Here is a 21,345-nt window from a genome sequence, read left to right as displayed (position 1 = left end):
GGGAATGTGCGGTTCCCCCGTCCTTGCATGATGGCCCGCTGGCGCATCGGTTGCTTTCTGCGCCTGATGCCGCGATCTTTCGGTGACATTGCAATTTTACAGGGCCGAGCCATGAAAATTCCTGCCATTCTTCTCAGCTTTCTCAAGCGCTTCGAGGTTGTGACGTTGGTGGCGATCTTTGTGGTGGCCGGGGCGCTCTGGAGCTTTGTGGCGCTGGCCGATGAGATGCTGGAGGGTGATCTGGGCGGGTTTGACGAGCGGGTGCTGCTGGCGCTGCGCACCCCCGGTGACGTTTCAAACCCGATAGGCGGCGAGCATGTGGAGATCGCGATGCGCGATCTTACGGCGCTGGGCGGGGTGAGTGTGCTGACGCTGATCACCCTGACGGTGCTGATGCTGTTGCTGCTGCATCGCCAGCGCAGTTCGGCCCTGTTCATGGGGGTTGCGGTGATGGGTGGCTTGCTGATTTCGAACCTTGCGAAAACGGGGTTCTCGCGGCCAAGGCCCGACCTGGTGCCACATGCGGTGGATGCGGCAACGGCCTCCTTCCCCTCGGGGCATTCGATGATGGCGGCGGTCACCTACCTGACAATTGCGGTGATGATCGCGCGGGTGGAAAAGCGAATGCGGCTGAAGGTGTTTTACTTTGCGGCGGCAATTGTGGTGACGGTGATGGTGGGGCTTAGCCGGGTGTATCTGGGCGTGCATTGGCCCTCTGACGTGTTGGCCGGCTGGATGCTGGGCGCGGCCTGGGCGCTGGGCGTGTGGCTGCTGGCCCGCGCTTTGGCCAAGCGCGGCACGATTGAGCCGGAGGGCGGCATTGGGTGAGGCCGGAGCGCGCCCAAGAGGCGCCGGGCTTGCCTTGCGAACCAGATTTACCGCCGCGACCCCGCTGCAATAGGTGTGGCGTTGCTGATCTGCCTGAACCGCGTTTATGCGTGTTTTCCCCCGTGGATGAGGTCTGCGGAAGCAGGGTTTGGCCCTGAAACCGCCACCATGATGGGCGGCATTGGCCGGGGCGGACGGCTACCGCTTGGACAGCGGGCGCAAATGGGGATAATCAAGGCGTAACAGCTCCGAGAAAGGTGCCCAACGTGCCAACCGACATGCCCAAACCCACCAAGCCCCCCCGCCGCCCGCTCACCCTGCGCGATGTGTCTGAAGCCAGCGGTGTGAGCGAGATGACGGTGAGCCGTGTGTTGCGCAACCGGGGCGATGTGAGCCAGGCCACCCGCGAAAAGGTGCTCGCCGCCGCCAAGCGGCTGGGTTACGTGCCCAACAAGATCGCCGGGGCGCTGGCCTCAAGCCGGGTGAACCTTGTGGCGGTGATCATCCCGTCGCTTTCCAACATGGTGTTCCCCGAGGTGATGACAGGGATCGGCAATGTGCTGGCGGATACCGAGCTTCAGCCGGTGGTGGGTGTCACCAACTACAAGCCGGAACGGGCCGAGAAGGTGCTGTATGAGATGCTGTCCTGGCGGCCCTCGGGGGTGATCATTGCCGGGCTGGAGCATACCGAGGCGGCGCGCGCCATGCTGGGCAACGCCGATTGCCCGGTGGTTGAGATCATGGATGTGGACGGTGAGCCGATTGACAGCATGGTGGGCATTTCGCACCGCCGCGCGGGCCGCATGATGGCCGAGGCGATTGCCGGGGCGGGCTACAAGAACATAGGGTTTGCAGGCACCAAGATGCCGCTCGACCACCGCGCAAGGAAGCGGTTTGAGGGCTTCACCGGCGGGTTGGCGAAGGCTGGGCTGGAGATCATCGACAAGAAATTTTACGCTGGTGGCTCGGGCCTCGCCAAGGGCCGCCAGATGACCGAAACCATGCTGAAGCGCACGCCGGAGCTGGATTTCATCTATTATTCCAATGACATGATCGGCGCGGGCGGGATGCTGCATTGCCTCACCGCCGGAATTGACGTGCCGGGCGAAGTGGGGTTGGCGGGCTTTAACGGGGTTGAGATGCTGGATGCCTTCCCGCAAAAGCTCGCCACCATGGACGCCTGCCGCCGCGAGATCGGCGAAGCTGCGGCCCGGATCGTGCAAGAGCGCAACGAAAGTGGCGATGCGGCGGGCGAGGGCGGTGGCACCACGATCGTGCTGGAGCCGGTGCTGGCGCTGGGCGACACGCTGGTGCGGAGCTGACGCCGCCATGAGCGCGGGCGGGAGCCTTCCCCGGATATCCGTCGTGATCCCGATGATGAACGAGGCCGAAAACGCGTCTCCGCTGATCAAGGGCATTTGCGCCGCCTGCGAGGGCGAAGGCGTGGCGTTCGAGGTGGTCGCGGTGAACGATGGCTCGACCGATGGCACCGGAGCGGTGCTTGAGGGCTTGGCCAGGGCGGACCCGAGGGTGCGGGTGCTGCGCCACGCGGCCCCGGCGGGCCAAAGCGCGGCGGTGCATTCGGGCGTGAGGGCGGCCAGGGGCGAGATCATTTGCACGCTGGACGGTGACGGGCAAAACCCGCCGGACCAACTGCCAAAACTGTTCAAGCCGCTGCTCGCCGATGACATCGGTAAGCTGGCGCTGGTGGCCGGGCAGCGAGTGGCGCGGCAGGATACCGCGAGCAAGCGCTGGGCCTCGAAGCTGGCCAATGGCCTGCGGGCCAGGATCCTGAAGGACGGCACGCGCGATACCGGCTGCGGCTTGAAGGGCTTTCGCCGCGATGCCTTTCTGGGCTTGCCGTTTTTCAACCATATGCACCGCTATCTGCCCGCGCTGTTCAAGCGTGACGGCTGGGAGATTGCGCTGGTGGATGTGACCCACGCCGAACGCGCGGCGGGGCAATCGAAATACACCAACTTTGGCCGCGCGATTGTGGGCGTGTCGGATTTGCTGGGCGTGGCGTGGTTGATCCGCCGCCGCAAGACGCAAGCCCCCGAAGAGGTGAAACCCGGGGGCGGTGAGGATGGCTGAGTGGCTGTTCGGGATGCTGCACGTCGACACTTGGGTCGAGTTCTGGTGGGTGCTGATCGGGCTTGGCGGGCAGCTTTTGTTCACGGGCCGGTTTCTGGTGCAGTGGATCGCCAGTGAGCGGGCGCGCCGCTCGGTGGTGCCGCTGGCCTTCTGGTGGTTTTCCATCGGCGGCGGGGCGGTGCTGCTGGCTTATGCGCTTTATCGGCAAGACCCGGTATTTGTGCTTGGCCAGTCGATGGGGCTCTTCATTTACCTGCGCAATCTTTACCTGATTTATGCCGAGAAGCGCGATGCCTGAGGCGCGGCGCGGATGGTTTGGCCCGGCGGTGGCGCTGGTGGGTGCGGTGGTGCTGTTTCGCCTCGCGCTGCTGCCCTTCGCCGAGGCGGAGGTGTTTGTTGACGAGGCGCAATACTGGCTTTGGGGCCAGTCGATCGAGTTTGGCTACTACTCCAAGCCGCCGCTGATTGGCTGGGTGCTGAGGGCCGTGACAGAGCTTGCGGGCAGCGACAGCGCCTTTTGGCTGCGCGCCCCGGCGGCGGTGTTTCATGGCGCAACCGCGCTGATCCTTGGCGGGCTGGCGGCAGAGCTTTGGGGGCGGCGAGAGGCGCTGGCGGTGGCGGCAACCTACATCACCCTGCCGTTGGTGAGCGTCGGCAGCTTTTTGATCTCGACCGATACGATCATGTTCCCCTTCCTCGCGGTGGCGCTTTGGGCCTGGGTGCGGGTGCTGCACGAAAAGAGCGGCGGCGCGGCGGTGCTGGCGGGTGTGGCGCTGGGCGCGGCGGTGATGGCGAAATATGCCGGGGTGTATTACGTGCTCTGCGCCGCATTGGCCGCGCTTGCGATGCCCGCTGCCCGGCCCGCGCCGCGCCATGCGGTGATGGCGCTGGTGGCGGCAATCGTGGTGATCTCGCCCAACATCCTGTGGAACATTCAGAACGGGCTTTCGACCTTTGAGCACACCATGGACAACGCCGATTGGGTGCGCGACCCCGGCGCAAAAGCGGCGCTCAACTGGGGATCGCTGGGGGAGTTCTTTGGCAGCCAGTTCATCGTGTTTGGCCCGCTGTGCCTTGGCGCGCTGATCTGGGCGGTGGCGCGGTGGAAGCGGCAGGAAGAGGCGACCAGGCTATTGCTGTGGTTTGCCGTGCCGATTGTGCTGCTGGTCTGCGGGCAGGCGCTGCTTTCAAAAGCCTATGCCAACTGGGCCGCTGCCGCCTATCTGGCCGCAAGCCTTGTGGCCGCGCCTGCGCTGCTGCGCGCGGGGCGGCTGTGGATAGGCGCGAGCCTTGCGATTGGCGCGGCTTTCGCGGTGATTTTGCCGCTGGCCACCACGCAGGCCAGCCACCTGAGCCTTGATGGCAAAACGCTGTTGCTGGGCCGCTATGTGGGCCGCGAGGCGATGAGCACGCAGGTGTTTGAGCTGGCCAAAATGGCGGGGGTGAGCACGGTGGTTGCCGATGACCGCGACGTGCTGGCCGACCTTGTTTACCGCGTGCAGGGGCAAGGGGTGAGCAGCCCGGCGCCCGAGGGTGTGGCGGTGTTTGCCAAACCGCAACCGGGCCGCCCGCCCAACCATTATGTGCAGCATATGAGCTATCCCGGCGGCGCGGGCGAGGTGCTTTTTGTCACCGCGCAGGCAGGGCCGCCCGCCTGCGAAGGGGCCAGGGAGATTGGCACCTTGCAGCCCACGCAGGGGGCCTATCGCAAGCGGCCGCAAGCCGTGTGGCTGGTGCCGGGGGATTGCTGGGCCGATTAACCCACCGATGGCGATGCAGGTGAGCGACATTAAGCGACATTTTGCACGACGCGTGGCCTTTGTCTTTGTGCGCCGCGCCGCGTGGCTATAGTGACCCACGGGATGAAACGCGGGCAAAAGGGGCAGGTTTTGGCACAAATTCTGCGGTGGAGCAGCTCAGGGAGCATGGCGGCGCTGGTCTTGGGGCTGGCGAGCCCGGCTTCGCCTGAACCGTTGATAACGGAAAGCCTGAACCTGTTTGGCACGCCGGGCCTGTTGCAGATGCCGAGCGCCGAGATGCAGGAAGATGCGCAAATCACCGCCAGCGTCACCCGCATTGGTGATCAGATGCGCAACACGCTGACTTTTCAGATCGCGCCGCGCGTGACCGGGAGCTTCCGCTACTCGCGCTTTACGGGCTACTACGCCGATGGCGACGATCTGTTTGACCGCAGCTTTGATCTGAAATTCCAACTGCTGGATGAGGGGCAATATCGCCCTGCCGTCGCGGTTGGCCTGCAAGACTTTCTGGGCACCGGGATTTACAGCGGTGAGTATATCGTGGCCACCAAATCGGTGCTGCCCAACCTGCGCGTTTCGGCGGGCCTTGGCTGGGGGGGCTTGGCCAAATACGGCGGGCTTGGCTTTTCGGACGCGGTGCGCGACGCCTATGTGCCGGGCGAAGAGGGCGGCGATTTGAATGCGGGAAGCTGGTTCAAGGGGGATGCGGCGGTGTTTGGCGGCATCTCGTGGCAGGCCAGTGACCGGCTGACCCTGAAGGCCGAATACTCGACCGCAGGATATGATGACGAGGCTGGCAATACCTTCATCGAGCCTGAAAGCGCGTGGAACTTTGGCGTGGATTATCGCGTCCGTGACAATGTGCATGTGCAGGCGGCCTACTTGCGCGGCTCGGAGATGGCGGTGCAGCTCAGCTTTTCGGCCAACCCGCGCAAACCCGCCGCAGGGGCCGCAAACGAGAACGCGCCCTTGCCTGTGGGCGGACGCCCGGCGCGGCGCTCTGACCCGGACGCATGGAGCCAGGATTGGGCGGCTGACAGCACCTCGGCCCCGGCAATCCGGCGGGTGCTTTCAAAGGCGATGGCCAAGGAAGGCGTAACGCTGGAATCGCTCGCCGTGAGCGGCACCCGTGCCGAAGTGCGCTACCGCAACAACCGCTACGGGGCCGAGCCGCAGGCGATTGGCCGCACCGCGCGGATCATGACCCGCGCCTTGCCCGCCTCGGTTGAAACCTTTGTGCTGGTGCCGGTTTCCAACGGTGTACCGAGATCGAAGGTAACGCTGAAGCGCAGCGATCTGGAGGCGCTGGAGCAAGCGCCCTCCTCCGCGATCCTGGCGCGTGCCAGAGTTGAAGATGCCGCAGGCCCCGCGCCCGCAAATCTGGTGGCTGCGGATGGCCAATACCCGCGGTTTACATGGTCGGTCAGCCCAAGTGTGACCTTCTCGGCGTTTGATCCCGATGAGCCGGTGCGCGGGCAGCTTGGGGTGCAATTTGCCGCGCAGTATGACATTAGCCCCGGCCTCGTGCTTTCGGGGGCGATTGTGCAAAAGCTGGCGGGCAACATTGAAGATAGTGACCAGACCTCAAACTCGGTATTGCAGCATGTGCGCTCTGATGCGGCGCTATACGCGGCCGAAGGTGAAACCGCGATTTCCCACCTGACGCTTGCCCACTATGGCCGCCCCGGACCCGACCTTTACAGCCGCCTTACCGCGGGCCTGCTTGAGCCGATGTTTGCCGGTGTGTCTGGTGAGGTTTTGTGGAAACCGGTTGATAGCCGCCTTGCCTTTGGCGCCGAGGTGAACTGGGTGAAGCAGCGCGATTACGATCAGCAATTCTCGTTTCTCGATTATGAGGTCGTGACCGGCCATGCCTCGGCCTACTATGCCTTTGGCAACGGCTTTCACGGTACGCTTGATGTGGGCCGCTACCTGGCCGGTGACTGGGGGGCGACCCTGGCGATTGACCGCGAGTTTGCCAACGGCTGGCGGATTGGGGCCTATGTGACCAAGACCGACGTGACCGCAGAGGAATTTGGCGAAGGCTCTTATGACAAGGGCATCCGCATTACCGTTCCGCTGAGCTATTTCAACGGCAAGCCGACGCGCGCGGCGTCCAGCACTGTGCTGCGCTCGCTCAGCCGCGATGGTGGCGCGAAGCTATCGGTGAACGGGCGGCTTTATGAAACCGTGCGTGAGGCCCATGAGCCCGATCTTGAGGCCAGCTGGGGCCGGTTCTGGAGATGATGAAACAGATGACCCTGACCCGCGCGTTTCTGGCCCTGCCCCTTGCGTTGACCCTCGCCCTTGCGGGCTGCGGCAATGACCCGAACCGGGGCGCGGGCAATACGCTGCTGAAAGACATCACGCAGGTGCTGCGCAAGACCGTTTCGAAGGGGGACAACAAGGGCGGTGCCCAGACAGACGCACAAGTAGCGCAACTGGTGCCGCTGGCGCTGAAGCGGGTGAAGGGATCGGCGCTGCTGGCGCTGCTGAACGACGGCAAGCAGGTGGCAGTGCTCGGTGAGCAGGAAAACCGCGCAGGCTACATGACCTACACCACCACAGAGCGGCAAACGCTCACGCTGCGCGGCGGGATCATCACCTCCAGCCGGGGGTTGGGGGGTGATCTGATGTCCTCCAGCGTGGATGAAACCGCCCGGCTGGTGCGCGCCCGCAGCGCCGGGCAAGGCCAGCGGGTGATGCGCTTTTTGACGGGCGATTGGCAGGAGGTTGGGCTGAGTTTTGCCTGCCGTGTCAGCCGCGATCAGGCCGAGACCATCCCCACCGCCACACGCGGCAATGTGCAGACGCAACGGATGATCGAAATCTGCCGCAGTACCAGTGGCGGCACCACATTCACCAATATCTACTGGGTGAGCGGCGGCGGCACGATTTGGCAATCGCGCCAGTGGCTGGGCAATGACAACGGCTATATCGCGGTATCGCTGCTGCGCCCCTGACAAAGACGGATCACAATAATGGCTCAACGCACCGCCCTCGTGACCGGCACCGCCGGGTTTATTGGCTACCACACCGCGCGCCGCCTGCTTGACGATGGCTTCAAGGTGATCGGGCTGGATGCGATGACCGATTACTACGATGTCACCCTCAAGCAACGGCGGCACCAGCGGCTTATGCAATCTGAAGGGTTCACCGCCGTTGAGGCGCGGCTGGAAGAGCCGGGGCGGCTGGAAGCGCTGATGGCCGAGCACACGCCAGAGGTGGTGATTCACCTCGCCGCGCAGGCCGGGGTGCGCTACTCGATCGAAGCGCCGGAGAGCTATGTGGAGGCCAACCTGATTGGCACCTTCCGCCTGCTCGAAGCCGCGCGCGCCCACCCGCCCCAACATATGCTGATGGCCTCAACCTCATCGGCTTATGGCGCCAACACCGAGATGCCCTACGCTGAAACCGATCGCGCCGATCACCAGATGAGCTTTTACGCCGCCACCAAGAAGGCCAATGAGGCGATGGCGCACAGCTACGCGCATTTGTATGGGCTGCCGATCACCATGTTCCGGTTCTTCACGGTTTATGGTCCGTGGGGGCGGCCTGATATGGCGCTGTTCAAGTTCGTGAAGGCGATTCGCGGAGGTCAGCCGATTGATGTGTATAACCACGGCAAGATGCGCCGCGATTTCACCTATATCACCGATCTGGTGGAGGGGATTCGCCGCCTGATCGAGGCCGCGCCGCAAGCCCCCGGAGAGGGCCGCGCCGAGATTGCGCATGACAGTGTTTCACCCGTCGCGCCCTGGCGTGTGGTGAACATTGGCAACGCTGCGCCGGTTGAGCTGGGCGAGTTCATTGCCTCTATCGAGCGTGCCCTTGGCGAGACGGCTGAGAAGAACCTGATGGAGATGCAGCCCGGCGATGTTCCGGCCACCTGGGCAGACACCGGGCTGCTCAATGCGCTGGTTGGACAACTGCCGCAAACCTCGCTGGATGAGGGCGTGAAGGCCTTTGTTTCATGGTATGATGCGGACTACGCCCCAACCAACTGAGGACGGGCCGCGTTGGGCAGGCGGCAAGGCCTGCGGGCAGTGAGGAACTTCGGTGCCGATTTCGCCGTCGTCACCCGAGGTGCGGGCCGCGAGCGCGACGAGGCTGGCGATCACGGCACCGTCGCCGAGCTTATGCCCAAAAGAAAAGCGCCGCGCATTTCTGCACGGCGCTTTCTATAAGTTTGGGCTGAAATCCCGGACGGGATATCAGTCGTCGTCGCTGTCGTCGTCGGAAGCCAGAGCAGCGATCAGAGCCAGAGCAAGCACGCCGCCGATGACGGCACCGTTGCCGAGCGAACCCATGGAAGCGGACGAAGAATCACCTTCATCAACGAAGACTTCGCCTTCAAGCACGGGTTCCTGATAGCCACCAGCGAAGGCCGAAGAGGCCATGGCGACGGTGACGGCGGTGGTTACGAGAAGCTTTTTCATTAGTCTGTACCTCATGTTATCTGTCCCGTTTAGAGCACATTTGCACGGGGCATTTCAATTCAAAAGGATTGAAACTCAGTTACGGGCTTCAACCGGTGGTGGATTTACTGGCGAACGGCGCCGACTGGGCCGCGATCGTCGTCGCTGTCATCATCCGAAGCGAGCGCAACGATCAGAGCCAGGGCGAGCACGCCGCCGATGACGGCACCGTTGCCGAGCGAGCCCATGGATGCAGACGAAGAACCGCCTTCATCAACGAAGACTTCGCCTTCAAGCACAGGTTCCTGATAACCACCAGCAAAAGCCGAGGTGCTCATGGCAAGTGCCAGCGTGGCGGCGGTTGCGAGCTTGATCATGTTGTCTCCACATCAGAATCACAAAACCGAGGTTATCCCGGCCTTTGATTCCTAAGTGACACAGGGGGGTCAAAAATCAAGAAGAACCCGGTACCAAGGGGTTTTGGGTGACTTTTTTGCAGCTATTTCGCCCTCAACCGGCGAAATTTTGCGCAAGATAGATCGACCCACAGTTTCTGCCACGCGGATCAATGGCAGCGGCGGTGCCCGCGATTGAGACTTTGCGGTCAACGATATTGACCCGGTGATGTGGGCTTTTCATCCAAAGGCCGACCACATAGCGCGAAAGCGAGCCATAGGTGTGGCGCGGGATCGGAGCACCGGAACGGCTGGCGAACTGGCAGGCGGAAGCGTTGACGATCCGGTAGCCACCTGCCTCTTCAACCTTGTAGAGCGCGACCTTGGCGATGTTTTCCGAGCCACGGCGGACTTTAAGCCCCGAAGACAGGATGCGCGCCTTGACGGTGGCCCGGCCCGGACGCGTGCTTTTGTGGCTCAGTTTGGCCTTACGGGCCATCCAACTGGCGTGCTCACTGGCGGTGCGTTGCAGGGCGGGCGCCTTGCCAAGCGGGCGAAGGCCCAAGCGGCACCGTTGGAAATTGACCTCCGACGCAATGGATGCGTCAAGCAGGGTCTGGTTGATCTGTCCGGGCTGAAGCGTGGCCTGGGCACCGGCAACAGGAGCGCGGGTGCAGGCCGAAGCGGCAGCGGGAGACAGAACGATGAGAATGGCGATGGCCGCAGCGGCCAAGGGCAGTGCCTTATGCATCGGTTACCTCAGTGCTTCGGATCCCCACCCGAAAGCTGTTGTCATATAGGCCGCATGGGTGGGGCCGAAATAAGGCGCATCTGGGGAAACACTGCTGCACAAGTTGACTTTCTGCGCCGCAAAAGCGCATTGAAGGTCGGACAGGGCAAACCGGTATTTGCGAGGGTAAACGAATGAAGATTGCGATGATCGGCACCGGGTATGTGGGGCTGGTTTCGGGTGTTTGCTTCTCGGACTTCGGCCACACTGTGGTGTGCGTGGACAAGAACCCCGAGAAGGTTGCCCAGCTCAACCGCGGCGAGGTGCCGATTTATGAGCCGGGCCTCGATGTGCTGATGGAGAAGAACGTGGCCGCCGGCCGCCTGGCTTTCACCGGTGATCTGACCGAGGCTGTGGCGGATGCGGATGCGGTATTCATCGCGGTGGGCACGCCCACGCGGCGCGGTGATGGCCATGCGGACCTAAGCTATGTGTACGCCGCCGCCGAGGAAATTGCCGCTGCGATCAAGGGCTTCACGGTCATCGTGACCAAATCGACGGTGCCGGTGGGCACCAACCGCAAGGTCTTTGAGATCATCAACAAAACCCGCACGACGGATGAGTTTGATGTGGCGTCCAACCCCGAGTTCCTGCGCGAAGGCGCCGCGATTGATGACTTCATGCGCCCCGACCGGGTGGTTGTGGGTGTGGAGACCGAGCGCGCCCAGGAGGTAATGGGCGATATTTACCGCCCGCTGTTCCTGCGCGATTTCCCGGTTGTTTACACCGATCTGGAAAGCGCGGAGATGATCAAATACGCCGCCAACGCTTTCCTTGCGACGAAGATCACCTTCATCAACGAGATTGCCGCGCTTTGCGAGCGGGTGGGGGCTGATATCAAATCTGTCTCCAAGGGGATGGGCCTGGATGGGCGGATCGGTAACAAGTTTCTCCATGCGGGGCCGGGGTATGGTGGCTCGTGTTTCCCGAAGGATACCAAGGCGCTGGCCCGGATTGGCCAGGAGCACGCGGTGCCTCAGGAGATCACCGAAGCCGTGATCATGGTGAACGAAGAGGTGAAGCGGCGGATGATCGAGAAGCTGCGGGACCTGTGCGAAGGCAGTTTCAACGGCAAGACGATTGCCGTGCTGGGTGTCACCTTCAAACCCAACACCGATGACATGCGCGATGCGCCGTCGCTCACCATTGTGCCGGCGCTGGTGGGCGGTGGGGCCAAGGTGCGGGTGGTTGATCCGCAGGGCCGCCATGAGGGCGAAAAGCTGCTGCCCGGCGTGGACTGGGTGGAAGACCCTTACGCCGCCGCCGAGGGGGCAAATGCATTGGTGCTGATCACCGAGTGGAACGAATTTCGGGCGCTCGATCTGAGCCGTATGGCGCAGAGCATGGCAAGCGCGCGCATGGCCGATCTGCGCAACATATATTCGGCGGCAGATGCCGAAGCCGCGGGCTTTGAGGCCTATAGCTGCGTTGGCCGCCCGGATATGACGGTGGACAAGGGCGACGACCCGGCAGCGGTTGCAGGCTAAGGCCGCAAGGGCGCAGGACTAGGGAGGCGATGGCTGGGCGTGACGGCGAAGCGGATTTTTGACGTGAGCTTCGCGCTCGTGCTGCTGCTCCCCGGCCTGCCGATGCTGGCCGTGTTGTGGTGCGCGATCGCGTGGAAAGACGGGCGTCCGGCGCTTTACACCTCGGAGCGGATGAAAGCGCCCGGTCAGCCCTTCAGGCTTTACAAGTTCCGCACCATGCGAAAGGGGTCAAAAGAGGCCGAGAGCGGTGTTTCGGGGGGCGACAAGGCCGAGCGGATCACCCCGCTGGGCCGCAAGCTGCGCCGGTTGCGGCTGGATGAATTGCCCCAGCTTTTCAATGTGCTGAAGGGCGATATGAGCTTTGTTGGCCCGCGCCCGCCGATGCGAGAATATGTTGAGATGTTTCCCGAGATTTATGGCGAAGTGCTGAAATCAAAGCCGGGAATCACCGGGCTGGCCACGATCATTTACCACAGCCACGAAGAGATGCTGCTGCGTGACACCGACAGCGCCGAGCAGACCAATGCGGTTTATGTGGCCCGCTGCATTCCGCGCAAGGCGGAGTTGGATATCCTTTACAACGCGCGCCAGAGCTTTTGCTTTGATCTTTACCTGATCTACCTCACCGCCGCGAAGCTGATGCCGCTGCCCGGTGCCCGTGTGGCGCGGCTGAGGGCGAAGGCGGAGCGGGTTTAGGCTCGCGCAACAATCTGCCCCCATTTGCGCGATTGGTGGCAAATGCCGTACAATTGCCCCGGTGTTTCCACGCCGCTGCCGTAGCGGAAGGGCATAGCTGACCTCGATGATGATGCAGACGGCCGTTCCAGCCTGCGATCCATTTGGGGGCAAGTGGCGCACAGGTAAGGGACGGTCGCAGCTCATCCAGACCACCGGGAATGGGGCAGGCGGGGTGCCGCCAGGGCACGGGGATTGGGCTTTACCTTTGGCCCGATTTTGCTGTTTAACCGCCGGGATCACGCGACCGGGAACAAGCGAGGGCACCGGCAGAATGCGGACCTTGGACAGGGCAGCGATAACTGTAGAGTTGCAAGCGCGTGGCCTTGGGGCGGTGCGCCGATGAAGGTTTTGGTCACAGGGGGCCTTGGGTTTATTGGTGTAAACCTTGCCTCCTACCTGCGCAGCGAAGGCAGTGTGAGCGAGATTTCTGCCGTTGACTGGCTGGAGGAGTCTACCCCGGCCGAGCGCGCGCCCTTTGATCATGTGAGCGAGGGCTGCTTTGCCTCCCGCGAGGGGTTGGCGATGGCAGAAAAGGCCGATGTGGTGGTGCATCTGGCCGCGCAATGCTCGGTGCAGGACAGCATTGCCGATCCGGCGGGCACCTTCTTTGAGAATGTCGGCAAAACCGAAACGCTGCTGGAGCATTTGCGCACCAACACCCCGGCAACACGGCTGATCTTTGCCTCGACCGCCGCTGTTGCCGGTGATCATGACGGCCCCATCAGCGAGGCCACCCCGCCCGCGCCGCTTTCGCCTTACGGGGCGTCGAAGCTGGCGGTGGAGGGGCTGCTTTCGGCGTATCGCGGCTCGTTCGGGATGAAGTGCGTGGCGCTGCGGTTTTCCAATGTTTATGGGCCAAACGCGCGGCGGCAGGGCGGGGTTATCCCTTCTTTCTGCCGCCAGCTTCTGGCGGACAACCGGATGACGGTGAATGGCGATGGCGAGCAGACCCGCGACTATATTTACGTTGACGATATAAGCGCGGCGATTTCGGCGGTGATCCGGCGCGAGGCGGAGGGGTGCTACCAGCTTGGCACAGGCGTTGCGACCTCGGTGTTGCAGTTGGCCGGGATATTGGCCGATCTCGCCCCCTCAAATGCACCCCGGATCGAACATGCGGAGGCGCTACCAGGTGAGGTGCGCCATAACTGCGCCGATATCACCAAGGCGCAGGCTGAGCTGGGCTTTGAGCCGCAGTTTGACGTGAAAGAGGGTGTGGCGCGAACATTTCGCTGGTTTGAGGACATGGCGTGAAGCTCTTGATGTTTGGCCAGACCGGCCAGGTGGCGCGCGAGGTGCTGGCATGGGCGGGCGCTGGGCTTGAGGTGCAGGCGCTTGGGCGTGGCGACTGTGATCTGAGTGATCCTGCGGCCTGTGCCGCCGTGATTGCCGCCAGCACAGCCGACGCGGTGCTGAACGCTGCCGCCTATACCGCCGTTGACAAGGCCGAAGCCGAAGAGGCGCTGGCAACGGTGATCAACGGCGAAGCGCCGGGCGCGATGGCAGAGGCTTGCGCGGCCAGGGGCGTGCCGTTTGTGCATATTTCGACCGACTACGTGTTTGATGGCACGGGCGAGGCGGCATGGTCCCCGGGCGACAGGGTGTCACCGGTGAACGCCTATGGGCGCTCAAAGCTGGCCGGAGAGGTGGCGATTGCGCAGGCAGGCGGCGCGGCGGCGGTGATGCGCACCTCCTGGGTGTTTTCGGCGCATGGCGGAAACTTCGTGAAATCCATGCTGCGGCTTGGTGCCGAGCGGGAGCGGCTGGCGATTGTAGACGATCAACACGGCGGGCCAACCTGGGCGGGTGATATTGCCAGCGCTGCAATCCGTATGGCGCGGGTGCTGTGCGAGGCACCGCATAAGGCAGGCACCTACCATTTCAGCGGGGCGCCCGATGTAAGCTGGGCGGCTTTTGCGCGAGAGATCTTTGCGCAGGCGGATGTGGTCTGCGAGGTGACCCCGATCACAAGCGCCGATTTCCCCACCCCGGCGGCGCGACCGGCCAACTCAAGGCTCGATTGCAGCGCCACCGAAGCCGCCTTTGGCCTGCCTCGACCGGATTGGCGCGAAGGGCTGGCGCGCGTGTTGCGCGAGTTGTCTTGATAGCTCGAAAGCGCAATGGGCATAGGTGACAGTGCCCTGCCTACCTGCTAAGGACCGCCACAACCCGAAATTCGTGCAAATCACAGAGTTTGCGGGCAATGGCCAGAAGGACGCGCGAATCGTGAAGGTTGAAAAAACGGCATTGCCCGGCGTCTATAGGATTACGCCGGTTCGTCACGGGGACAACCGGGGCTTTTTTGCCGAAACCTATGCCAAGAACAAGCTGGCGGCGCTTGGTCTGGAAGCGGACTTTGTGCAAGACAATCACTCTGTCAGCGTGGACGCGCCCACCCTGAGGGGGTTGCATTTTCAGGCGCCACCCAGGGCGCAGGCCAAGCTCGTGCGCTGTGGCCGTGGGGCGCTGTTTGACGTGGCGGTGGATATTCGCAAGGGATCGCCCACCTACGGGCAGTGGGTGGGGGAGGATCTGACGGCGGAAAACGGCGTGCAGCTGTGGATTCCGCCAGGGTTTGCGCATGGGTTCGTGACCCGCCAGCCCAACACCGAGATCATCTACAAATGTTCCGATGACTACGCCCCCGAGACCGAGGGTGCGCTGATCTGGGATGATCCTGCAATCGGCATTGACTGGGGCCTTGGCGGTGCGGTGCCGTGCCTTTCGGCCAAGGACGAGGCGGCGCCGGGTTTTGAGGGTTTTGACAGCCCGTTTAACTGGGAGCGTTCAGTATGAAGCTGTTGGTCACAGGGGGCGCAGGCTTTATCGGCTCGGCCGTGGTGCGCCAAGCGGTCGCGGCGGGGCATGAGGTGGTGAACCTCGATGCGCTGACCTATGCCGCCTGCCTTGAAAACGTGGCCAGCGTGGCCGATGCGCCGGGATACAGCTTTGTGCAGGCCGATATCCGCGACCGTGCCGCGCTTGATGAGGTATTGGCCGCGCACCGCCCCGATGCGATCATGCACCTGGCCGCCGAGAGCCATGTGGACCGCTCGATTGATGGCCCGGCAACCTTTATCGAAACCAACGTGCTGGGCACCTTCCATCTGCTCGAAGCCGCGCGCGCTTATTGGCAGGATGCGGGGCGGCCCGAGGGCTTTCGATTTCATCATATCAGCACCGATGAGGTTTATGGTTCGCTGGGCGCAGAAGGCCAGTTTACCGAAGACACGCCCTATGATCCGCGCAGCCCTTATAGCGCCTCGAAGGCCAGCTCTGACCATCTGGTGCGGGCGTGGCATGAGACCTATGGGCTGCCGGTGGTGCTGACAAATTGCTCCAACAACTACGGGCCTTATCACTTCCCCGAAAAGCTGATCCCGGTGGTCATTTTGAACGCGCTGGAGGGCAAGGACATTCCGGTTTACGGCGCGGGCGAAAATGTGCGCGACTGGCTTTATGTGGAAGATCACGCCGATGCGCTGCTGACGGTGCTCCAAAAGGGCGAGATCGGGCGCAGCTACAACATTGGCGGCGAGAATGAGGCGCGCAACATCGACATTGTGCGCACCATCTGCGCGGCGCTAGACAGGTTGCGCCCCGGTGCCAGGCCCTATGCCGAGCAGATCACCTATGTGACCGACCGTCCGGGCCATGATTTGCGCTACGCCATCGACCCGACCCGCATTGCGACCGAGCTGGGCTGGCACCCATCGGTCACGCTGGAGGAAGGGCTGGAAAAGACGGTGCGCTGGTATCTCGACAACGAGGCCTGGTGGCAGGGGTTGCGGGCGCGCGACGGTGTGGGCCAGCGGCTGGGCGTAACGGTTTGACGAAGGGTTGGGGCAGGTGAGCAAGGCGGAACCGGTCAACGAAACCCTGCTGCGGCGCGCGTTTGATGGCGCCTATTACCTGAGCCAAAATCCGGATGTGGCGATTGCGGGCCTTGATCCGCTGGATCATTACATGGCCTCTGGCTGGCGCGAAGGCCGCCCGCCCGCGCCGTGGTTTGATGCCGCGACCCTGCTCAGCCCGCAACAGCGGCGCCGCACCCGTCAGGACCCGGCGCTGCTGGTGTTCCTTGAGGGCAAAAGCGCCGATGATCCCACGTTGGAGGGCCGTTTGGCCGAGCAACCGCTTGGCAAGCTGACCGCCGCGTTTGACAGCGTTTTTGATCCGGTTTCCTACCTGGAACAAAACCCCGATGTTGCCGGGCATGGGATGGATGCGCGTGAGCATTATCTAAAGGCAGGCTGGCGCGAGGGGCGGCGCGCGGCCCTGTGGTTTGATGCAGAGCAGTGGTGTGGCCTGAACCCCGATCTTGACCCGGTTGCGGTGAACCCCTTTTTGCACTTCATTTCCCACGCGGGGATAGAGGCCGGAGGAGAAGACCCGCAGGAGAAATGGCTGCATCTCACCGGCATCAGCGCCGAGTCGTCCGCGCCCCAGTATGTAACGCTGCCGATGGTGTCCACCGCAGAGATAGGCGATGACGAGGCCGGTGCGCGCCGCCCGATTGTGGTGGAGGCGCGGCTCCCTCGGAGCGCCGACCTGGACCTGATGCGCGCGCATTTTGATCCGGACTATTACCGCGCCACCAACCCCGATCTGCCTGCCAACATCACCGATCCGCTGCTCCATTTTGCCACCGTGGGCTGGATCGAGGGGCGCGATCCCTGCGCGGAGTTTTCGGTGTCTTTCTACCTGAAGGAAAACCGCGATCTGGCAAGCAACCCCGCCAATCCGTTTTTGGACTTTCTACGCCACGGCCATAGGGAGCATTGGCGCCGTGCGGTGAGCGTGCGCGAAGCGCAGATCCTCAACAGCTTCAGCGAGCCCGGCGCCATGAAAGACCGGCTTGATGCCGCAAAGGCGCTTGATCCGATGGTTGCCATGCCACCCGAAAAGCGCATGACAACCTCGCCAACCCTTTCGGCCAAGGCCCCTGCCGATGCCGTTGAGGCGATCCGCGAGGCGCTGGGCGGCAGGCGGTATCGCTATATCGTGGCGGTGCCGCATGTGCGGATGTCGGGCGCGAGCCGGGTGGCCTCGATCTTTGCGACCGCCCTGGCGCGGGTGCGGCGGCCGCAGGATATTCTGGTCATCACCACCGATAGCTCTGAGGCGGAGTACATTGGCTGGTTTCCCGATGAGATTGATCGCCTCAACCTGTCGACGCTGATTGAACATCTGAGCGAGGAGCAACGCCAGCGGGCGCTGATTGACCTGCTCAGGGGCTGTGGCGCGCAGGCGGTGATCAACGTCAACAGCCGCCTCATGTGGGAGACGCTGGAGGCTTTTGGCCGCCAGTTGGCGAGCGAGATGAAGGTGGTGACCTACCTTTTCACATGGGACGAAACGCCGGATGGCGACCGGGTTGGCTACCCGATCCAATGGCTGCGTCACACCTGCAATCACCACCATGTGCTGCTGACCGACACCAAGGCGCTGGCGCGGGACGTTTCCGAGCGTTTTGGCTATGGTGTGATCAATGCTGAGGGGGCCGAAGGGGCCGAGGTGCTGGCGCTTCACACCCCCGCCAGCGACAGCGGCGTGCGCGCCGTGGTGGCGGGGCGCAATGCGCCAAAGCGGGTGCTTTGGGCGGGGCGGTTTGACCGGCAAAAGCGGGTGGATATCCTTGTGGAGATCGCCCGCGCCAATCCGCAGATCACCTTTGATGTTTACGGCAAGGCGGTGCTCTCCGAGGCCCGCCTGCCAGATTTTGATCCACCGGAAAACATTATTGAGAAGGGCACCTACAGCACCCTGCAAGAGGTGCTTGAAACGCCCTATTCGGCCTTTCTTTACACCGCGCAGTGGGATGGGCTGCCCACGATCCTGCTGGATATGGCGGCGGCCCGCCTGCCGATCATCGCGCCCGATCTGGGCGGTATTGGCGAGATGCTGGACGACAGCACCGGCTGGCTGATCGAGGATTTCACCGACATTGACGCCTACACTAAGGCGCTCAAGCAAGCCACGGCTGATCCTGCGGGGGCGCGAGAGAAGGCCGATGCGCTGGCCGAGCGTGTTGCCGCGACATTTGCCGAATCGCGCTATGAGGCCGAGATCGAGGGGATGTTGAAGCGCCATGAGTTGTGATCTGACCTGCATCATCACCGGCCACCGGGAGGGCCGGCTTGCCGTGGCCTCGCTGCGCAGTTTCTGGGCCGCGATTGATGCCGCCCGCGCCGCTGGCCACGCGGTAGAGGCCCGGCTGGTGCTGGACCGCCCCAACCCGCTCACCCATGCGGTCTTTGAAGCGCATCGCAAGGACGCGGTGGCGTTTGAAGCCTATGATCACGGCGATCAGGGCAAGGTGCGCAACGAGGCGGTGGCCAAGGCAAATGGCCGCTACACCGCGTTCCTTGATGCCGATGATCTGTGGAGCGAGGACTGGCTGGTGCAGGCGCTGGATTTCCTTGATGGTGCGCCCGAAACCCACATCGCCCACCCGGCCTATAACTACTTCTTCGAGCAGCAGGCCACGATCTTTTGCCATGTTGATCAGGAGAGCGACGCGTTTCGCCCCGATCTGCTGCGGATCGCCAACTACTGGGATGCGCTTTGCGTATGCCCCACGGCGATTTACCATGAGATCCCGTTTTGTGATCGCGATATCGAGGCTGGCTACGCCTATGAGGATTGGGTCTGGAACTGTGAAACGGTGGCCGCGGGCAAATTTCATAAGGTTGTGCCCGAGTCGGTGCTGTTCAAACGGCGGCAAAACAACTCGCAAACGATAAGGGCTTCGGCCAGCAAATCACTTGGCCGTCGCAACCCGCTAACGGACTATACCCACCCGATTTATGAGCGGTCTGCCACCGAAGGCTGAGGGGGCGCGTGCCAGCGCTGGCATGCCGTAGCAAAGCAGATTATAGCTCCGCCAGAAAAGACAACCTGAGCGAGCAAGCGTGATGACACAGACAGGACAGAACGGTGCAAGCGTGAAGCGCAAAGGGATCATCCTTGCAGGCGGCAGTGGCACGCGGCTTTACCCGATCACCTTGGGCCTTTCAAAGCAGCTTTTGCCGATCTACGACAAGCCGATGATCTTCTATCCGCTGTCGGTGCTGATGCTGGGGGATATCCGCGAGATTGCAATCATCACCACGCCTGAGGATGCCGATCAGTTCAAGCGGTTGCTGGGCGATGGCAGCCAGTGGGGCCTGTCTTTTACCTATATCGAGCAGCCAAGCCCCGATGGCCTTGCACAGGCTTACCTGCTGGCCGAGGAGTTTTTGGCCGGGGCCCCATCGGCGTTGGTGCTGGGAGACAATATTTTCTTTGGCCACGGCCTGCCGGAGATGCTGATGGAAGCCGCCGCGCGAGACAGCGGCGCCACGGTTTTTGGCTACCGCGTGGCGGACCCGGAGCGCTATGGCGTGGTGGATTTTGACGAAAGCGGCAAGGTGCGCCAGCTCGTGGAAAAGCCCGAGGTTGCGCCCTCGGATTACGCTGTGACGGGCCTTTACTTTTTGGATGGCAACGCTCCTGAGCGCGCTAGGCAGGTGCAACCCTCGGCGCGCGGCGAGTTGGAAATCACCACCCTGCTGGAGATCTATCTTGAGGCGGGGGAGTTGGATGTGCAGCTTATGGGGCGTGGCTATGCCTGGCTTGATACCGGCACCCATGCCTCGCTGCTGGACGCTGGCAACTTTGTGCGCACGCTGGAAAAGCGGCAGGGCTTGCAGACCGGCTCTTTGGAGGAGATCGCCTATCACAGGGGGTGGATCACCGGTGAGCAACTGGTGGAGCGCGCCAAGCTTTTTGCCAAGAACGACTATGGCACCTACCTTAAACGCCTGTTGAACTGAGGCTGAGCCGCGACGTGCTTCAGAAAATCCTCCTTCGGCTGGGGCTTGCTCCCAAGGTTGCGCAAGAGGCCCCGGCCCCGGCGCCGTTAAGCCCCACGGTTGCGCAAGAAGCCCCGGTCCCGGCGCCGTTAAGCCCCACGGTTGCGCAAGAAGCTCCGGTTCCGGCGCCGTTCACCCCCAAGGGTAAGCTGAAACCGGTGCTTTTTGTGCATATTCCCAAGACGGCAGGCTCAAGCTGGAACCGGGTGCTGGAGCAGGCTTACGGCGAAGACAACTTTCTATCGCATGCCGAATATCACATCGCGGTAATCAAATCCGGGCAGGTTCCGCCGGTGCAGGCAGATTGCATTACCGGGCATATCGCCTGGAATAACTGGCACCGGCAGCAGGGGGCCGATGCCTACGCCCCCATCACAGTGCTGCGCGATCCGTGGAAGCGGCTGGTAAGCCACATCAACTGGGTTGATCGCTTTAACCGGGGCGAGGCGCTGGCCGGGCAGGGAAACAACGAAGAGCGCTATGCTCATATCGTCGCATTGCTGGCCGAGACTGAATGGCTGGACCGGGAAAGCATTATCAAACTGCGTGATCGCGCCAACGAAAAGGGCCGCTTTGCCCATTTCGACAATATGCAATGCCGGATGCTGTTTACCGGGCGCAATGTTCAGATGACTGCCGAGGCGACACCCGCTTTTGTGGACAGCGCGATCAAAACGCTGGAAGGCTTTGCCGGTGTGGGCTTTTGCGAGGATGGTTTGAGCTTTCTGGAGGGGTTCCTTGCGGATATCGGGCGCCCGGTGCCCGAGGCGCTGCCGCATGAAAACCGCGGGGACATTCGCGCCCTGACCGCCGATAATGACATTGCCCGCGAGGTTTTGGCCCCGTGGTTTGAGGGGGACACGGTGCTCTACAATACCGCTCGGCGGGCGTACGGGGAAAAAACGGCAACGCGTAGGGGCTAACCCGGCTGGGCTTGGCACTGCGGGCAGGTTTTCCTTTCCCTCTGTGTGGGCGCGGG

Annotated in this window: 21 protein-coding genes; 18 read left to right on the top strand and 3 right to left on the bottom strand. The window is 62.8% G+C overall.

Translation table 11 applies throughout. The annotated features are described in order from the left end of the window. Positions 1–111 precede the first annotated feature (111 nt). The 8 genes from P1U55_RS06710 (at position 112) to P1U55_RS06675 (ending at position 8,689) form a co-directional block, all read left to right on the top strand. The gene (locus tag P1U55_RS06710) at positions 112–828 is read left to right on the top strand and encodes a phosphatase PAP2 family protein (protein WP_301046763.1); all 717 of its coding nucleotides are present in this window, start codon (positions 112–114) and stop codon (positions 826–828) included. A gap of 278 nt (positions 829–1,106) precedes the next feature. Further along, positions 1,107–2,150, top strand: coding sequence for a LacI family DNA-binding transcriptional regulator (locus P1U55_RS06705; protein ID WP_301046788.1), 1,044 nt, complete (start codon positions 1,107–1,109; stop codon positions 2,148–2,150). Positions 2,151–2,157: 7 nt separating this feature from the next. Further along, positions 2,158–2,922 (top strand): glycosyltransferase family 2 protein, encoded by a 765-nt coding sequence (locus P1U55_RS06700; protein ID WP_301046762.1) that lies wholly within the window; start codon positions 2,158–2,160, stop codon positions 2,920–2,922. After that, positions 2,915–3,220: a lipid-A-disaccharide synthase N-terminal domain-containing protein gene (locus P1U55_RS06695; protein ID WP_301046761.1), complete on the top strand. Its 306-nt coding sequence runs from the start codon at positions 2,915–2,917 to the stop codon at positions 3,218–3,220. Before P1U55_RS06700 ends, P1U55_RS06695 begins: the two co-directional genes overlap by 8 nt. Continuing rightward, on the top strand, positions 3,198–4,682 hold the full coding sequence (locus P1U55_RS06690; protein ID WP_301046760.1) for a glycosyltransferase family 39 protein: 1,485 nt from the start codon (positions 3,198–3,200) through the stop codon (positions 4,680–4,682). Before P1U55_RS06695 ends, P1U55_RS06690 begins: the two co-directional genes overlap by 23 nt. A gap of 165 nt (positions 4,683–4,847) precedes the next feature. After that, positions 4,848–6,929 (top strand): YjbH domain-containing protein, encoded by a 2,082-nt coding sequence (locus tag P1U55_RS06685; RefSeq protein WP_301046759.1) that lies wholly within the window; start codon positions 4,848–4,850, stop codon positions 6,927–6,929. Next, the gene (locus P1U55_RS06680) at positions 6,929–7,645 is read left to right on the top strand and encodes a YjbF family lipoprotein (RefSeq protein WP_301046758.1); all 717 of its coding nucleotides are present in this window, start codon (positions 6,929–6,931) and stop codon (positions 7,643–7,645) included. The genes P1U55_RS06685 and P1U55_RS06680 overlap by 1 nt, the downstream gene beginning before the upstream one ends. An 18-nt stretch (positions 7,646–7,663) precedes the next feature. After that, positions 7,664–8,689: an SDR family NAD(P)-dependent oxidoreductase gene (locus P1U55_RS06675; protein ID WP_301046757.1), complete on the top strand. Its 1,026-nt coding sequence runs from the start codon at positions 7,664–7,666 to the stop codon at positions 8,687–8,689. Between the two features lie 207 nt (positions 8,690–8,896). Here the strand turns inward: P1U55_RS06675 and P1U55_RS06670 are convergent, their stop codons facing one another. The 3 genes from P1U55_RS06670 to P1U55_RS06660 all read right to left on the bottom strand — a co-directional run bounded on the left by P1U55_RS06670 (position 8,897) and on the right by P1U55_RS06660 (position 10,246). Then, positions 8,897–9,121: a hypothetical protein gene (locus P1U55_RS06670; protein ID WP_301046756.1), complete on the bottom strand. Its 225-nt coding sequence runs from the start codon at positions 9,119–9,121 to the stop codon at positions 8,897–8,899. A gap of 104 nt (positions 9,122–9,225) precedes the next feature. Then, positions 9,226–9,477: a hypothetical protein gene (locus P1U55_RS06665; protein ID WP_301046755.1), complete on the bottom strand. Its 252-nt coding sequence runs from the start codon at positions 9,475–9,477 to the stop codon at positions 9,226–9,228. A gap of 133 nt (positions 9,478–9,610) precedes the next feature. After that, a complete protein-coding gene (locus P1U55_RS06660) occupies positions 9,611–10,246 on the bottom strand; it encodes a CAP domain-containing protein (protein ID WP_301046754.1) in 636 nt (211 codons plus the stop codon). Between the two features lie 173 nt (positions 10,247–10,419). On the opposite strand from P1U55_RS06660, the gene P1U55_RS06655 reads away from it, so the two are divergent. The 10 genes from P1U55_RS06655 (at position 10,420) to P1U55_RS06610 (ending at position 21,289) form a co-directional block, all read left to right on the top strand. After that, a complete protein-coding gene (locus P1U55_RS06655; RefSeq protein WP_301046753.1) occupies positions 10,420–11,772 on the top strand; it encodes a UDP-glucose/GDP-mannose dehydrogenase family protein in 1,353 nt (450 codons plus the stop codon). A gap of 39 nt (positions 11,773–11,811) precedes the next feature. Then, positions 11,812–12,468: a sugar transferase gene (locus tag P1U55_RS06650; RefSeq protein ID WP_301046752.1), complete on the top strand. Its 657-nt coding sequence runs from the start codon at positions 11,812–11,814 to the stop codon at positions 12,466–12,468. Between the two features lie 381 nt (positions 12,469–12,849). Then, on the top strand, positions 12,850–13,764 hold the full coding sequence (locus tag P1U55_RS06645) for an NAD-dependent epimerase/dehydratase family protein (protein ID WP_301046751.1): 915 nt from the start codon (positions 12,850–12,852) through the stop codon (positions 13,762–13,764). Continuing rightward, the gene (rfbD, locus tag P1U55_RS06640) at positions 13,761–14,615 is read left to right on the top strand and encodes a dTDP-4-dehydrorhamnose reductase (RefSeq protein ID WP_301046750.1); all 855 of its coding nucleotides are present in this window, start codon (positions 13,761–13,763) and stop codon (positions 14,613–14,615) included. The genes P1U55_RS06645 and rfbD overlap by 4 nt, the downstream gene beginning before the upstream one ends. Before the next feature lie 121 nt (positions 14,616–14,736). Beyond that, the gene (gene rfbC / locus P1U55_RS06635; protein WP_301046787.1) at positions 14,737–15,306 is read left to right on the top strand and encodes a dTDP-4-dehydrorhamnose 3,5-epimerase; all 570 of its coding nucleotides are present in this window, start codon (positions 14,737–14,739) and stop codon (positions 15,304–15,306) included. After that, positions 15,303–16,343, top strand: coding sequence for a dTDP-glucose 4,6-dehydratase (gene rfbB / locus P1U55_RS06630; RefSeq protein ID WP_301046749.1), 1,041 nt, complete (start codon positions 15,303–15,305; stop codon positions 16,341–16,343). The genes rfbC and rfbB overlap by 4 nt, the downstream gene beginning before the upstream one ends. 16 nt (positions 16,344–16,359) lie before the next feature. Further along, positions 16,360–18,612, top strand: coding sequence for a glycosyltransferase family 4 protein (locus P1U55_RS06625; RefSeq protein WP_301046748.1), 2,253 nt, complete (start codon positions 16,360–16,362; stop codon positions 18,610–18,612). Next, complete coding sequence (locus tag P1U55_RS06620; protein WP_301046747.1) at positions 18,602–19,345, top strand: glycosyltransferase family 2 protein; 744 nt, start codon at positions 18,602–18,604, stop codon at positions 19,343–19,345. The genes P1U55_RS06625 and P1U55_RS06620 overlap by 11 nt, the downstream gene beginning before the upstream one ends. An 82-nt stretch (positions 19,346–19,427) precedes the next feature. After that, positions 19,428–20,327, top strand: coding sequence for a glucose-1-phosphate thymidylyltransferase RfbA (gene rfbA, locus P1U55_RS06615; RefSeq protein ID WP_301046746.1), 900 nt, complete (start codon positions 19,428–19,430; stop codon positions 20,325–20,327). 14 nt (positions 20,328–20,341) lie between these two features. Continuing rightward, positions 20,342–21,289: a sulfotransferase family 2 domain-containing protein gene (locus P1U55_RS06610; RefSeq protein ID WP_301046745.1), complete on the top strand. Its 948-nt coding sequence runs from the start codon at positions 20,342–20,344 to the stop codon at positions 21,287–21,289. The last annotated feature ends 56 nt before the right edge of the window (positions 21,290–21,345 follow it).

Origin of the sequence: Vannielia sp. (assembly GCF_029212645.1) — a bacterium.
Taxonomy (GTDB): Bacteria; Pseudomonadota; Alphaproteobacteria; order Rhodobacterales; family Rhodobacteraceae; genus Vannielia.
The sequence above is the reverse complement of the archived record's forward strand: the minus strand, read 5'-3'. Positions and strand labels throughout refer to the sequence as shown.

Coding starts and splice junctions, on each gene's coding strand:
- P1U55_RS06710 (WP_301046763.1), top strand. CDS start 112: ATGAAAATTCCTGCCATTCTTCTCAGCTTTCTCAAGCGCTTCGAGGTT.
- P1U55_RS06705 (WP_301046788.1), top strand. CDS start 1,107: ATGCCCAAACCCACCAAGCCCCCCCGCCGCCCGCTCACCCTGCGCGAT.
- P1U55_RS06700 (WP_301046762.1), top strand. CDS start 2,158: ATGAGCGCGGGCGGGAGCCTTCCCCGGATATCCGTCGTGATCCCGATG.
- P1U55_RS06695 (WP_301046761.1), top strand. CDS start 2,915: ATGGCTGAGTGGCTGTTCGGGATGCTGCACGTCGACACTTGGGTCGAG.
- P1U55_RS06690 (WP_301046760.1), top strand. CDS start 3,198: ATGCCGAGAAGCGCGATGCCTGAGGCGCGGCGCGGATGGTTTGGCCCG.
- P1U55_RS06685 (WP_301046759.1), top strand. CDS start 4,848: ATGGCGGCGCTGGTCTTGGGGCTGGCGAGCCCGGCTTCGCCTGAACCG.
- P1U55_RS06680 (WP_301046758.1), top strand. CDS start 6,929: ATGAAACAGATGACCCTGACCCGCGCGTTTCTGGCCCTGCCCCTTGCG.
- P1U55_RS06675 (WP_301046757.1), top strand. CDS start 7,664: ATGGCTCAACGCACCGCCCTCGTGACCGGCACCGCCGGGTTTATTGGC.
- P1U55_RS06670 (WP_301046756.1), bottom strand. CDS start 9,121: ATGAAAAAGCTTCTCGTAACCACCGCCGTCACCGTCGCCATGGCCTCT.
- P1U55_RS06665 (WP_301046755.1), bottom strand. CDS start 9,477: ATGATCAAGCTCGCAACCGCCGCCACGCTGGCACTTGCCATGAGCACC.
- P1U55_RS06660 (WP_301046754.1), bottom strand. CDS start 10,246: ATGCATAAGGCACTGCCCTTGGCCGCTGCGGCCATCGCCATTCTCATC.
- P1U55_RS06655 (WP_301046753.1), top strand. CDS start 10,420: ATGAAGATTGCGATGATCGGCACCGGGTATGTGGGGCTGGTTTCGGGT.
- P1U55_RS06645 (WP_301046751.1), top strand. CDS start 12,850: ATGAAGGTTTTGGTCACAGGGGGCCTTGGGTTTATTGGTGTAAACCTT.
- rfbB (WP_301046749.1), top strand. CDS start 15,303: ATGAAGCTGTTGGTCACAGGGGGCGCAGGCTTTATCGGCTCGGCCGTG.
- P1U55_RS06620 (WP_301046747.1), top strand. CDS start 18,602: ATGAGTTGTGATCTGACCTGCATCATCACCGGCCACCGGGAGGGCCGG.
- rfbA (WP_301046746.1), top strand. CDS start 19,428: ATGACACAGACAGGACAGAACGGTGCAAGCGTGAAGCGCAAAGGGATC.